The 12,259-nt window shown below is 64.4% G+C and carries 13 protein-coding genes; 8 read left to right on the top strand and 5 right to left on the bottom strand.

What is annotated here, in order from left to right; translation table 11 throughout:
• Nucleotides 1-56 precede the first annotated feature (56 nt).
• The 5 genes from ACODS2_RS12320 to ACODS2_RS12300 all read right to left on the bottom strand — a co-directional run bounded on the left by ACODS2_RS12320 (nt 57) and on the right by ACODS2_RS12300 (nt 4,356).
• Nucleotides 57-1,445 carry an MFS transporter gene (locus ACODS2_RS12320; protein ID WP_488999080.1) on the bottom strand — a complete coding sequence of 463 codons (1,389 nt, stop codon included), beginning with the start codon at nt 1,443-1,445 and terminating at the stop codon, nt 57-59.
• A gap of 219 nt (nt 1,446-1,664) precedes the next feature.
• On the bottom strand, nt 1,665-1,781 hold the full coding sequence (locus tag ACODS2_RS12315) for a transposase domain-containing protein (RefSeq protein ID WP_488999495.1): 117 nt from the start codon (nt 1,779-1,781) through the stop codon (nt 1,665-1,667).
• A 241-nt stretch (nt 1,782-2,022) separates the two neighbouring features.
• A protein-coding gene (locus ACODS2_RS12310; RefSeq protein ID WP_488999079.1) for an IS630 family transposase occupies nt 2,023-2,969 on the bottom strand; the annotation gives its coding sequence in 2 pieces (ribosomal slippage) (nt 2,023-2,633 and nt 2,633-2,969; 948 coding nt in all).
• Between the two features lie 639 nt (nt 2,970-3,608).
• On the bottom strand, nt 3,609-3,794 hold the full coding sequence (locus tag ACODS2_RS12305) for a helix-turn-helix transcriptional regulator (RefSeq protein ID WP_488999494.1): 186 nt from the start codon (nt 3,792-3,794) through the stop codon (nt 3,609-3,611).
• Between the two features lie 103 nt (nt 3,795-3,897).
• Nucleotides 3,898-4,356: a helix-turn-helix domain-containing protein gene (locus ACODS2_RS12300; protein ID WP_488999078.1), complete on the bottom strand. Its 459-nt coding sequence runs from the start codon at nt 4,354-4,356 to the stop codon at nt 3,898-3,900.
• Between the two features lie 342 nt (nt 4,357-4,698).
• Between ACODS2_RS12300 and ACODS2_RS12295 the strand changes: the two genes are divergently transcribed.
• Genes ACODS2_RS12295 through traC form a run of 8 tightly spaced genes read left to right on the top strand, consistent with a single transcriptional unit; the run spans nt 4,699 to nt 12,237 of the window.
• The gene (locus ACODS2_RS12295; protein WP_488999077.1) at nt 4,699-5,031 is read left to right on the top strand and encodes a TrbC/VirB2 family protein; all 333 of its coding nucleotides are present in this window, start codon (nt 4,699-4,701) and stop codon (nt 5,029-5,031) included.
• Between the two features lie 36 nt (nt 5,032-5,067).
• The gene (traL, locus tag ACODS2_RS12290) at nt 5,068-5,355 is read left to right on the top strand and encodes a type IV conjugative transfer system protein TraL (protein ID WP_488999076.1); all 288 of its coding nucleotides are present in this window, start codon (nt 5,068-5,070) and stop codon (nt 5,353-5,355) included.
• Between the two features lie 12 nt (nt 5,356-5,367).
• Nucleotides 5,368-5,976: a type IV conjugative transfer system protein TraE gene (locus ACODS2_RS12285; RefSeq protein WP_488999075.1), complete on the top strand. Its 609-nt coding sequence runs from the start codon at nt 5,368-5,370 to the stop codon at nt 5,974-5,976.
• The gene (locus ACODS2_RS12280) at nt 5,976-6,731 is read left to right on the top strand and encodes a type-F conjugative transfer system secretin TraK (protein ID WP_488999074.1); all 756 of its coding nucleotides are present in this window, start codon (nt 5,976-5,978) and stop codon (nt 6,729-6,731) included. Before ACODS2_RS12285 ends, ACODS2_RS12280 begins: the two co-directional genes overlap by 1 nt.
• Nucleotides 6,724-8,064: a TraB/TrbI/VirB10 family type IV secretion system protein gene (locus ACODS2_RS12275; RefSeq protein WP_488999073.1), complete on the top strand. Its 1,341-nt coding sequence runs from the start codon at nt 6,724-6,726 to the stop codon at nt 8,062-8,064. The genes ACODS2_RS12280 and ACODS2_RS12275 overlap by 8 nt, the downstream gene beginning before the upstream one ends.
• A complete protein-coding gene (locus ACODS2_RS12270) occupies nt 8,061-8,942 on the top strand; it encodes a DsbC family protein (protein ID WP_488999072.1) in 882 nt (293 codons plus the stop codon). Before ACODS2_RS12275 ends, ACODS2_RS12270 begins: the two co-directional genes overlap by 4 nt.
• A gap of 5 nt (nt 8,943-8,947) precedes the next feature.
• Nucleotides 8,948-9,694: a conjugal transfer protein TraV gene (locus tag ACODS2_RS12265; RefSeq protein ID WP_488999071.1), complete on the top strand. Its 747-nt coding sequence runs from the start codon at nt 8,948-8,950 to the stop codon at nt 9,692-9,694.
• The gene (gene traC / locus ACODS2_RS12260; RefSeq protein ID WP_488999070.1) at nt 9,691-12,237 is read left to right on the top strand and encodes a type IV secretion system protein TraC; all 2,547 of its coding nucleotides are present in this window, start codon (nt 9,691-9,693) and stop codon (nt 12,235-12,237) included. The genes ACODS2_RS12265 and traC overlap by 4 nt, the downstream gene beginning before the upstream one ends.
• The last annotated feature ends 22 nt before the right edge of the window (nt 12,238-12,259 follow it).

Here is a 12,259-nt window from a genome sequence, read left to right as displayed (position 1 = left end):
CCATGACACAGATCTGCATGGTGCGGGCGGATCTTGAAGAGGTAGCATCCGCCAGCTCAATCCTGCCCTGATTTTTGTTGCGCAACCCGGTTTGAAGGCATCTGTAGTTTCAAACTGGCCTCCAACGTCGCACGCAAAGGGCCCAGTCCGATGCCGAAAAGAACCGCTGCCGATAACGCGGCGCTTGCCCCGACCATCATGATGGATGTGCCGACCATCGCGTGATCACCAAGCAGATGCTCGGTGACAAAGCCGACCATCAACGGACCCAAACCGCCGCCGATGCCACTGATGGCGAACAGATAGATTGCGCTCATTCTGGCGCTTAGGTTCGGTGGCGACAGCATCTGCAACGATGCTCCACCGCAGATTAGAGTGGCACCGCTGACAAATCCGCGGGCTGAAAGCAGTAACACGAAGTGCTGGAGATCATGGACGTTGAACGCGGCGACCATCAGCGCGGCTTCCGTCAAGGCGACAGCTATCATGCATAAGAAATGGATGCTGCGATTCCCCCGACCGAACATCCAGTCGACCAACAGGCCGAAGAACAGGCCGCCAATGGCCGGCATCAGCCCGAAGCCGACGAAAAACCAACCGCCAAGTGCCGAGGGTGCAAGCGACATCGACCGTTCGAGATATGCTGGCGTCCACGCGAGCAGCGAATAGGTGTTCATGATCATCAGCGTGAATCCAGCCAGATGACACCCCAGCAAAAGCCTGTGACTGGCCGCGAACGCGGAAAGGGTCATACCCCTTGGAGCGGACCCGTTTTTTTCCCGGTTCGCCTCGGGCGCATTGCGTGGAATGATGAATGTCAGCCCAGCCACCAATAGACCTGGCAGTCCGACCACCATCAGTGCCACCTGCCATGGCTCATAATCGACCAAGAGCGGTGCGAACAGATTGCCGTCCTGCTGAAAGTAGTTGATCAATGCCGCGCCAATCGCAAAGGACAAGCCCGTCCCCAGATTTCCGCCCATCGAATAAACCGCGATCGGCGCGGCTAGTTTTTCCGGCTTGAAAAGGCTACGGATGACCGAGTGCGCGCCTGGCGTAAGCCCACCCTCGCCAAACCCCACGCCCAGGCGGGCAAGGAACAGGCTGGAGAAGCTGTTTGCAAAACCAGCGAGGGAGCAGCTGATCGACCAAATGACGATGCCCCAGAACAGGACGAGGCGACGGGAGTAGCGGTCCGCCAGCCATGCCATTCCAAATCCAGCGGTTCCGTAGATAATCGAGAACGCAAAGCCCTGTAGCAGACCGAGCTGAACGTCCGACAGGCCAAGGTCGTGCTGGATCGCCACGGCGAAGATTGCGATTATCTGGCGGTCGGTCACGGCCACCAGAAACAGGACGAGGAGGATGAGAACTATCAGCCACTTCCTGATAGTCGATTGGGCCCCGCCTCCCCCCTCTTCAGGCTGATCCACGCGTGTCGCCATCGCTTTGCTGCCTCACTGTCGATAACGACCCACGGCCCGTGGTTCGCACGGCGAATTATGCCCTACAACGACGATCCCAGCTGTGTTCACTTTGCGAACTTAATCACAGCATCGATGCCATGCCGTTGCCCATGTGGCGAACCTACAGCGAGGTTACGGAATGCGGAATTCGTCAACCTTCAATCGGACTTCGATTGTCTTCTTCCGTAACTGGTGTTGTCAGGCCGCGGCGGTCCAGGGCATGAGTTCTCTCAGGCGGTTGGCCGGATGGCCATTGGCAGGTTTTTTGAAGGTATCGGTCAGCCAAGTGTGCGGGTGATGCCGTTGAGTTTGCAGTTTTCAGAGAGCGTTGCGAACATAGCCCAGTTGTCGCCGCCTTCGGTCGGTCCCGCGAAGAACGCTTTTTGCGACCATAGAAATGGATGCATAACCGGAATTATCGGACAGGGCTTGGGAGCAAGCAACCTGTCCAGATGGGGTTCCTATCGCATATGCCGAATTGCGGTCAGTGGCCAAAGCTCTGGCCTTCTATGAGAACGAAATGGCCTCCCGACTGACACATTAGAGCGGTTTCCGTTCATTCTGGTTCATAGCCGCAGGATTTGAAGTAATTGGCGCATTCGTCTGGCTGGAAGATGTCGACGAGCCTGCCGATCAGGTCCCACAAGCCGCTGACGGTTCGCTCACCCACTTTGCGGAGCATAGCCTTGAGCCGGGAGAAGGCCTTCTCGATCGGGTTGAAGTCCGGGCTGTATGGCGGAAGGAAGCGCAGCGTTGCACCGGCTGCTTCGATCCTTTCCTTCACGGCGGCCCGCTTGTGGCTGGAGAGGTTGTCCATGATGACCACATCGCCGGGGCGCAGCTCGGGCACCAGGACTTGTGCAACATAGGCTTCGAACCAGTCGCCGTTGATCGGTCCGTCCAGCACCATTGGCGCAACCATGCCAGTCATGCGCAGTCCCGCGACCAGCGTGGTCGTCTTGCGGTGGCCATGGGGGAAGCCCATCCGCAGCCGTTCACCTCTCCGGCAGCGCCCGTGACTGCGGGTCATGTTGGTGGCGGTCCAGGTCTCGTCAATGAAGACGAGGCGTTCGGGTTCGAGGTCGATCTGTCCATCGAACCAGCGCTGGCGTTGCCTCAGGACGTCGGGACGGTCTTGCTCGATCGCGTGCCCGGTCTTTTTTTGCGCGTGATCCCGTGACGCACGAAGAAGCGATGCACTGTGCCGATCCCGACCGAGGCGCCGCGCTCAATCAGCCGGGCTTGAACCTCGACCAGGGTCATGTCTCCCTGCGCGGCGATCAGTTCCCGGATGAAGCCGCCGTGGGCTTCGATCTTGCCTGAATGCCGGTCGCCACCGCGGGGCTTGGCCACAGCCTGACCATGCTCCAGCGCACGTCGCCGCCAGCGGATCGCACTCGATACGCTGACGCCGAACCGTGCCGCTGCCGCATGGCAACTCAGCCCGCTATCGATCGCTGCGACAACTCGGCCCCGAAGATCCTGTGAAAGCGTTCGTGCCATCCATGCTGGCCTCCTGCCACCAGCAGGAAGTCTGAATCACAACGCCACCGCAAAGGGAATCCCTGCCGAGTCACTTCGTGTGGAAACCGCTCTAGGTTTTAACCCACTATGCTGGCTACTGCACGCGAGCCACCAGGAACACGGCCTCTATCCCCGCAGCTTGCACAGCATCGCTCCGTAGCGTTCGAAGCAGGGGCCAGCTTGCGGCCCATATCTCGTTCCCAATGCTGGCCGGATTTCCAGCGAGAATCTCGCAGCGCGGTTGGCGAGCGGGCGCGCGGTGGGGCCGTCCCAGTCCCCGTACGCGGCACTCCGTCCTGTTGGCTTCGCTTTGCTCGGTGCCCCACCGCCACCAACGCCGCCGCCCAAGCGAGGCCCACCACGCATGCGCCGATGACTACGCAATCGACGCGCTCGATCATGCGGGAAGCGACCAGTCGGAACGGCGGGACTACATGCTGCTCATTTTGAGCAACGAATGCTGCGTCACATTTTCCGGCAGGCTGACCTAGGAAGCGAACGCTTCAGGCACCTTTGTACGGCGCAGCGCAGCGCTGCCGACTTCTGCCTTCGGATCAGCCCATAACTGATGCGGTCCAGTCAAAGACCGGTGTAACGACCGTCCGAAAATCCAAGTTCCTAGCTGATCACGGCCTTGATCCAGTCGTTTATCTCTGACTCAACCCAAACTGTGGACTTAGGTCCGATCGACCTGCCTTTCGGAAAGCGCCCTTCCGCCATGCGCTGGTAGATCGTGGAACGCTTGATGCCGACCCGTGCGATGACCTCCGGGAGGCGGATCAGCCGCATCTGGGTTGGCGCCATAGTCTCGGACGAGGCAGAGTCAGCATTGGCTTCGGCAGCACCAGCTACAACGGAAGATGTCATTTCATTGTCTCCTTGCTTGGTCACGCCACCCCGAGCCCCCTCACCTTCCGAGCACGAGAGAGATGTCGCGTTCGGCAAAATCATCGATATGCTTGGCCAGCAGCCGTGCCACGAGGCGCGATGTGCCGATGGCCCAGCGCGGGCTCAGGTCGGCAATGCGGGGCCCCAGCGTTTCATTCATCGTCACCGGCAAAGCCGTAAGGAACTGATCAAGGAAAGCGCCCACGTCCTCGCCAAGCCATTCGACCGCAAGATCCTCGTGCCCAAGGATGGCAAGCAGCAGGGCGCCATTCGAGGCGAGCCCGCTCGCATCGAGCACGCGCGCGGCATCATCAAGCGTGATGGCTTTCTCCCCGCGAAGTACGCGCAAGAAGGTGTCCTTGTTCATGCCTGCGGCGCGCGCAACCTCGCGCCGCGATTTGCCCGAGCGGTCGACGGTAGCGGTCAGAAGCCGTGCCAGTCTTGCGTTGATCCCCAAGGTCTGTGCGCTGCAGGTCATGTCCACAATCGGTCCCAGTTGGTTCGACTCGGACATGTAGCGCGAGTCCACTTCGCTAGGAACAAAAAAGAACATAGTTAGAACATATTGGTTATCCTAGATTGAACCGATTCGGGGCGGCGTCTCTCAAAATGGCTCGCTCTGGCTCGCAATTCCGGCATATTTTTCTAGATATCTGGCCGGTTTTAGCCAGATTCGCCGAGCTGCTATCCCATCGATTGTCCAGATTTGTCCAAGAACACTTCCTCGATCAGCCTTCCCTTTTCCTAGACCCAGTTCTCCGGCCAAGACGGTGGGGCAGCGGCGATGACCGCTGCATCAACCCCGCTCGGAGAACGCTCCATGACCTTGCTTGCCCTCCCCTCGCCGCGCCTGTCCAGGGCGCACATTGCCAAGTCCGCTGCCCTCATCGTTCCGGCCGTCGCGCTCACGCTCGTCGCCAGCACGGCCTACGCGGGCACCGACGCCACCTTCACCACCGCGCTGACGAAATTCACAGGCTTCCTCCAGGGTTCGGGCGGCAAGATCATCACAGTCCTCAGTCTCGCCGCAGGCCTCATCAGCCTTGCTTCGGGCCGTTTCACGCTCGGCCAGATCGCAGTGCCGGTGGGCGTCGGCGTCGGTGTCGGCACGGGCGTTCCGATCGTCACTTCGGTGATCACCGCCGTCATCTGATCACCGATCCGTGACGCCTTGGGAGGGCACGTTACCATGACAGACCGCCATGCGATCCCCCGCCACCTCGACGATCCCGAGCTGATCGGCTTCTGGACCATCGACGAGTTTGCCGGAATCATCGTCCCCTTCACCTGGGGGATCCTCGCGCAGCATATCCTGATCGGCATCGGGCTTGCAGTCGGAGCCTGGTTCGCTCTGCGAAAAGCCAAGGCCGGGCGCTCCGCCTCTTGGGTTCGCCATGCCGCTTACTGGTATCTGCCGCCGGGATTGACCGGTCTTGTGGCAACGCCGCCCTCCCATTGCCGCGTGCTGGCAGGCTGAGGAGCGCGCCCCATGCTGTCCGATGTCGCCCACGAGCGTGCGCAGTCGCTGCTGCACCAGCGCAATCTCTTCGCGATGACGAGCGCCTGTCTCGGTCTGCTCTTTGCAGGCTCAGCCAGCCTCATTGCCACCCGCGAGCGTGAAGTGCTGCTCATTCCAACCACCCGCACGCCGCTTGTCATTTCGAGCGCGGGTGTCTCGGCCGAGTACCTCGAGTTCGTGACCCGCGATGTTGCGCTCGTCCTGCTCAACCGCAGCCCCGAAAGCCTCGACTACTGGATGGGCCAGATCCTGTCGCTCGCCGACCCTGCGCAGCGCGGGCATCTCAAGGCCGAGCTCATACGGATCGTCGAGGAGCAGCGCGGCTCTGAGGTCTCACAGGCTTTCGTGATCAGCAAGCTCGAAGTCGATCCACGCGCTCTGACCTCGGAGGTCAGCGGCACGCTCAAGACCTTTGTGGGCGAGCAGGTCATCGCAAGCGAGGAGCGCCGCTTCCGCTTCAACTGGACCTACCGCGGCCTGCGCCTCGCGCTGTCCGGGTTTGCCGTCGTCCCATCCGCCAAGGCCGATGACCGCCCCGCGGGCACGGCCCCCACCCCCACATCCTCGGAGTCCAACTGATGCGTGGATCTATCCCCCGCCTGACAGGATCGCTGCCGGCCCTTGCCGCTCTGACTGCGCTATGCGCCAGCAGCCCCGCTTTCGCCGACCAGTTCAAGCAGACCGCTGATGGCGGCACGATCGACTGCGAGGTTTCGGCGCACGAGCTGACCCGGTTTGCGCTGGTCGGCGATGCTTTCGCCAGCGTCTCCAAGATCGGCACCGGCACGCCCTACAACGACTTTGCCGTTACCAACGAGCCCGTGCGCGGCGACATCTATGTCTCGGTGCCCGAGGTCTATGCGGCCTCGCGGATCAGCTTCTTTGCGACCACGAAGAAGGGCTACGTCTACAAGTTCGCCTGCCCGATCCGCCCCATCGAAGCGCAGCAGGTCTTCGTGACCAATCCTGCCATCGCCAGGGACGCGGCAAGCGATTGGGAGAAGGCCACGCCGATCGAGACGAGTGCGGTGCGCCTTGTCCAGGCTATGGCCGGCAGCGCGCAGGTCCCGGGCTTCACCGTGCGGCAGCCCAGCAGCCTGCCCGCCCGTGCAGGCGGCATCGAAGTCCAGCTGATCGCCGAATACCGCGGCGCCAGCCTTGCTGGCAAAGTCGTGCGCCTGGCGAACCGGGGCACAGCCCCTGCCACGATTGCCACCCGCGATCTTGCGCCTCTCGGCACGATCGCCGTTGCCATCGCCAATCCGGTGCTCGCGCCGGGCGCTGCCACCACTGCCTGGATTGTCGGGCCGAACGGGGACACTGGCCATGACTGACGACAAGACCGATCAACACCGTTCCCCGCGCGCTGCCGAGGACGGCGGGAACGCCGACCGCGATCTGCTTGCGACGCTGAACAAGCGGACGCAGCGCCGCCAGAACCTGCTGCTTGGCGGGATCGCGGCGGTTCTCCTCGCCGGTTCGGCGTGGTTCCTGTTCGGAACCGAGAGCAGCGACCAAGCCAGTGCCACCAAGACCACCGTGGACACGGGCGGGCTGGTCAACCGTGACCTCTCCGAGCGCGAGTTCGTAGCTGTCTTCGGCAACCGTCTCGAGGCCATGGCGCGCGCGCAGAAGGAGCTCAAGGACGCGGCCGTGCCGCGCGGCGAACTTGACGACCAGTTGGCGGCGCTCAAGGCCGAGAACGAGGCCATGCGCACCAATGGCCAGGCCGCGATCGATGCGGTGTCAGCAGAGAACGCGCAGCTGAAGAGCCAGCTGGCGGCTCCGCCGACGCCTGCACCCACACAGCCACCGCCGGCCTATGGTCCGCGCGGCGGCAGCTACGACGCACGGGGACTCCCTGCGACAGGCAGCAATGCCGACGGTCTTGGTGGCTCTCCCGGCGAAGGGCCCGCCGCTCCAACTGCCGAGGTCAAGCTGATGAGCTTCACTGGTGACAAAGGCGGTGCGGGCATGAAAGTGTCGCGGGCCGAAGCACCGCCGCTCGTGGTCGAGGATTCTCCCGAATACCTGCCGCCCAACTCCTATGCGCCGGCGCGGGTGATTGTCGGGGTCGATGCCTCGGCCGGCGTTGCCAGCCAGACGGATCCGCTGCCGGTCGTCCTGCGGATCACCGGCCCTGCAAGGTCCGTTCTGCAGAACGGCAAAGTGCTGACGACGCGGATCGAAGGCTGCGTTGTGAACGGCGCGGCGCGCGGCGACCTCTCCTCGGAGAAAGTCTATGTCAAGCTCGCGCGGATGACCTGCGACCAGCCTGGCGGGCGCGTCGCAGTCAGCGAGGTCAAGGGCTTCATCAGCTTTGCCGGCAAGTCGGGCGTGCGCGGCCGCGTCGTCAGCCGCGAAGGCAATCTCGTCACGCAGGCGCTGCTTGCCGGGATCATCGGCGGGTTCGGGCGCGGGTTCTCGGCCAACGCCAACAGCGTGTTCGCGAACCAGCGCACCACCGCGAACGGCACCCCGGCCAAGCTCTCCGCTGGCGACATCTTCGGCGGCGGGCTCGGGCAAGGCGCAGGCGAGGCGGCCGACACGGTCAGCAAATACCTGATCGAACGCGCCGAACAGTACCAGCCCGTCGTCGAGATGCCGACCGGCATCGATGTCGAGATCGTGTTTCTCGACGGCGTCTTCGTGAGGAACAGCCAATGACCCCGATCCCATCACCGCGCCCCCGTCCGTTTACCCGGGCGGCAGGCCTTGCCAGCCTCATCGCGCTCTCGGCTGCGACCGGATGGGCTGCGGCCTACATGGCCTCGCCGGCCCATGCCGCAGCCGACACCGCCAAAGTACGCGCCGCGCTCCAACTGCGCCTGCCCAAAACGCCGATCGATGCGATCGACTGCAAGGGCCTCGGCGGTCTGTGCGAGGTCGCCTCGAAGACAACGCTGTTCTATGTCGACGCGCAGGCCAAGTACCTTGTGATCGGCCGCGTCTACGACATGGAAGCGCGCCAGGATCTGACTGCGGCGCGGCTGCTCCAGCTCAATCCCGATCTGCTCGCCGCCGGCGCCGCGCACCGCGACGATGCGGACGATCAAACACCTGGCCGATCTCGAGCGACACCCGCGCCGCAGAAGGTCACGCTTGCGGGCCTTCCCGAGAACGGCGCGATCCGCTGGGGTCCGGTAGATGGTCCCAAAGTCGTGGTCTTCTCCGACTTCCACTGCGGCTACTGCAGGAAGCTCTCGGGCGAGCTCAAAGCCATCGGCGCGCGCGTCGAGGAGCGGCCGATTTCGATCTTCGGGCCGGAGTCCCGCAAGGATGCCGAGCGCGTGCTCTGCTCGCCCTTCCCTGAGACCTCGCTCCATGCCGCCTATGCGGGCACCGCGCTCGCCAATCCCAAGCCCTGCGACACGCGCGGTCTGGATGCGAACGAAGCCTTTGCCAAGGCGCACGGCTTTTCCGGAACTCCAGTGATCGTGCGGCCCTCCGATGGCGCGGTCCTCGAAGGCTACCGTCCCGCTGCCGCGCTGCGCGCTTTCCTGACCGTGTCCGCTTCGCAACCTCTCGCATCGAACAAAAAGTGAATCTGATGTCGCACCATTTGCGCCTCGCCGCCACCCTCGCCCCGCTTTGCCTGTCGCTCGCTGGCTGCGTCGGCTTCGGCACCAACGTCAAAGGCCAGTTCACCTGCCGCGCACCGAGCGGGACCTGTGCGCCCTCGCGCGCGATCGACGAGCGCGCGACCAAGGAGATTGCCGCGCCTGATCCGGATAGCGGCTTCAGCGCGGCGCGCCAGCGCGCCGGGATCGCGGCGCCAGTGGGCGGCGATGATCCCGCCCGAACGGCGGAGCGCCGTCTGCGCGTGGTGTTCCCCGCGCATATTGACGAGAGCGGGACGCTTCATGACGAAGCGGTCGCCTGGACCGTGATCGAAGCGCCGCACTGGGCTGCCGAGCTTGGTGCGAACAGCCCGCCTTCGTCCGCACCGATCGCTCGCCAGATCGGCCGGCAACTCAAGGCAGCGCAGGCTGCCGCCAAGTCTGCCCCCGATGCTGAGGCCGCTCCCGTCACTGCGGATATCGGCCTCGCAACGAACCCCAACGACACACCACACTTCGAGATTGCCTCGCCATCGGCCCTCCCCTCCACGGTTGGCGAGGCAATACCCGGCGTCCCCGCGCCGGTGGCTGAGGGGTCCGACATGCCCGCCACCCCGCATGATCGGACCTCTCGGCCTTCCTTCGATCCGCCGCAGTACCCCTCGGCCGCCACAATCGATGCCGCGCGCCGTGCTGCCGCTGCCAAGACCGATTCGCCCAAGGAGCCGCGCCCGTGAGCCTCTCGTTCCGCACCCTTCGTGATGCCATGCTCGGCGGGCTTACCGGCGATGCCGAACACACCGAAGCCGCACGCCCCCGCCTCATGCTCGACATGCTTTCGGACTGGCTGCCCTACCGGGTGTGGGATCCGCGCCACCGGCTCTATCTCAATGCCCGCTCGAAGGGCTTTGTGCTGGGCGTCACGCCGCTGATCGGGGCTGACGAGCGCACCGCCGAGATCCTCGGCGCGTTCTTCTCCGAAGGGCTGCCGGGCGGTGCTTGCCTGCAGATCCTGCATCTCGCCTCCCCGCGCATCAGCCGCATCGTCGGCCCCTGGTTTGCGCCGCGCTACCTCCAGGGCGGGATCTACGAAGCCATTGCCCGGCACCGCGCCCGCCAGCTCTACAAGATGGTCTGGCGCTCGGGATCGGACGAAGCGCCCTTCCACGCCCGGCATCATCAGGTCTTCGTTTCCGTTGGTGTACCCGAACACAAGTCGGTCTCTGCGCCGGAACTGGTCCAGGTCCGCGAAGGCCTCGTCGCCATGCTGAAGTCGCTCGGCCTCGGCGTTGCCGAACTCGAGCCCGAGGGCCTGATCGCGCTGATCGACGACCTCACCTCGCCGACCACCGCGCCGCAGGGGGACGCGGTTCCCTACAATCCCGAGGACCCGATCGCGGCGCAGGCCATCCGCCGCGATATCGAGCTCGTCGTGCGCGAAGACCGGCTGCTGCTCGCCACAGAGCGCTTCCGCCCGACCGGCGAGATGGCGGACGGCACGCCGGTCATCGGCGAAGTCTATCCCGACCGCTTCGATCTGCGCCACTTTGCCGTGCGCGCCTATCCGCCGCGCTGGGCGCCGCACGAATGCGCGCGGCTGATCGGTGATCTCTTCACCGACAAGCTGCGCTTTCCCTGTCCGGCCGCGACCATGCTCTGCCTCGTCTATCCCGACCAGGAGGCAGCAGCCGCGCGCGCGGGCTACAAGTTCATGCGCACGACGAGCCTTGCCGATACCCGCAGCGCGCGGTTCCTGCCGCGCATTGGCGAGCAGTCGGCAGAATGGGCGCGGGTCCAGGCCGAACTCCAGGAAGGTCGCCGCCTTGTGCGGGTCTTCTACGGGGTCACGACGTATTCTCCGCTCGGGCTTGGCGACACCCACGAGCGCGCGGTCAAGTCGATCTACAAGGCGGCAGGCTGGGACCTTGCCGACGAGCGCTATCTCCAGATCCAGGGCCTGCTCGCCGCCATGCCGCTCACCCTCGCCGATGGGCTCGGCACTGACATGGAGCGGCTGCACCGCTTCCGCACGCTGCTCTCGACCACCGCCGCCAATATCGCACCGGTCCAGGGCGAGTACCTCGGCGGCCCCGTGCCCCACCTCCTGTTCGTCGGACGGCGCGGTCAGCCCTTCTACTGGTCGCCCTTCGAGAACGGCGCGGGCAATCACAATGTCGCGATCTGCGGCAAGTCGGGCTCGGGCAAGTCAGTCCTGCTCCAGGAAATGTGCGCGGCGCTGCGCGGGGCCGGCGCCCAAGTCGTCGTGATCGACGATGGCCGTAGTTTCGAGCATTCCGCACGGCTTCAGGGCGGGCGGTTCGTCGAGTTCACGCTCGCCTCGGGTTTCTGCCTCAATCCCTTCTCGATGATCGATGAGGGCCGCGCGGCCGAAGACGAGGACTACCGCCTCGATTGCTTCGGCATGGTCAAGGCAATCATCGGGCAGATGGCGCGGCACAGCGCAGCGCTCAGCGATACCGAGCGCGGGCTGATCGACCGCGCGGTCAACGAGGTCTGGACCGCGCACGGTTCCGCCGCCAGCGTGACCCACGTCGGTGCCGCGCTCGAGGCGTTCGACCACCCGCTTGCACGCGATCTTGCTACGGCGCTCGCGCCCTACATGGCGGGCGGCACCTATGGCGCCTTCTTCGAAGGCGAGGCGACGCTCGACCTTTCAAGCGATTTCACGGTGTTCGAGATGTCGGACCTTGCCGCACGGGAGGATCTGCGCAGCGTGGTTCTGAGCGCGATCATGTTCATGACCAGCCAGGCCATGACGCGGAGCCCGCGCTCGGTTCGCAAGCTGCTGCTGATCGACGAGGCCTGGTCGCTGCTCAAGGGCGGCTCGATGGGGACCTTCGTCGAGACCTATGCCCGCACGTGCCGCAAGTACGGCGGCGCGCTGGCGACCGCGACCCAGTCGCTGAACGACTATTACAAGTCGGACGGCGCGACCGCCGCACTCGAGAACAGCGACTGGATGCTGATCCTCCAGCAGAAGCCCGAGACGATCGCCGATTTCCGGAACTCCAAGCGGCTCGACATGGATGACCGCACCGAGACGCTGATCCGCAGCCTCAAGCGCGAAGGCTCGGCCTACTCCGAGGTCTTCATCAAAGGCCCCGAAGTCGAGGCGATCGGCCGGCTCGTGCTCGATCCCTATTCGGCGACGCTGTTCTCGAGTTCGCCCCAGACGGTCGCCGACATCGATGCCGAGATCGCGCGCGGGCACCAGCTCGCCGACGCCATCGCTCGCATCGCCTTTCCGGACCAGCCCTAGGCCGGCCGCATCCCCTCACTCC

It is taken from the genome of Novosphingobium sp. FG137 (assembly GCF_057809735.1).
Note: the sequence above shows the minus strand (reverse complement) of the source record. Positions and strands in the feature narration are given on the sequence as shown.

Excerpts from the sequence above, each read along its gene's own strand:
- traL (WP_488999076.1), top strand. The coding sequence starts at position 5,068 with ATGACAGACCGCCATGCGATCCCCCGCCACCTCGACGATCCCGAGCTG.
- ACODS2_RS12295 (WP_488999077.1), top strand. The coding sequence starts at position 4,699 with ATGACCTTGCTTGCCCTCCCCTCGCCGCGCCTGTCCAGGGCGCACATT.
- ACODS2_RS12280 (WP_488999074.1), top strand. The coding sequence starts at position 5,976 with ATGCGTGGATCTATCCCCCGCCTGACAGGATCGCTGCCGGCCCTTGCC.
- ACODS2_RS12300 (WP_488999078.1), bottom strand. The coding sequence starts at position 4,356 with ATGACCTGCAGCGCACAGACCTTGGGGATCAACGCAAGACTGGCACGG.
- ACODS2_RS12270 (WP_488999072.1), top strand. The coding sequence starts at position 8,061 with ATGACCCCGATCCCATCACCGCGCCCCCGTCCGTTTACCCGGGCGGCA.
- ACODS2_RS12265 (WP_488999071.1), top strand. The coding sequence starts at position 8,948 with ATGTCGCACCATTTGCGCCTCGCCGCCACCCTCGCCCCGCTTTGCCTG.
- ACODS2_RS12320 (WP_488999080.1), bottom strand. The coding sequence starts at position 1,445 with ATGGCGACACGCGTGGATCAGCCTGAAGAGGGGGGAGGCGGGGCCCAA.
- ACODS2_RS12275 (WP_488999073.1), top strand. The coding sequence starts at position 6,724 with ATGACTGACGACAAGACCGATCAACACCGTTCCCCGCGCGCTGCCGAG.
- ACODS2_RS12305 (WP_488999494.1), bottom strand. The coding sequence starts at position 3,794 with ATGGCGCCAACCCAGATGCGGCTGATCCGCCTCCCGGAGGTCATCGCA.
- ACODS2_RS12285 (WP_488999075.1), top strand. The coding sequence starts at position 5,368 with ATGCTGTCCGATGTCGCCCACGAGCGTGCGCAGTCGCTGCTGCACCAG.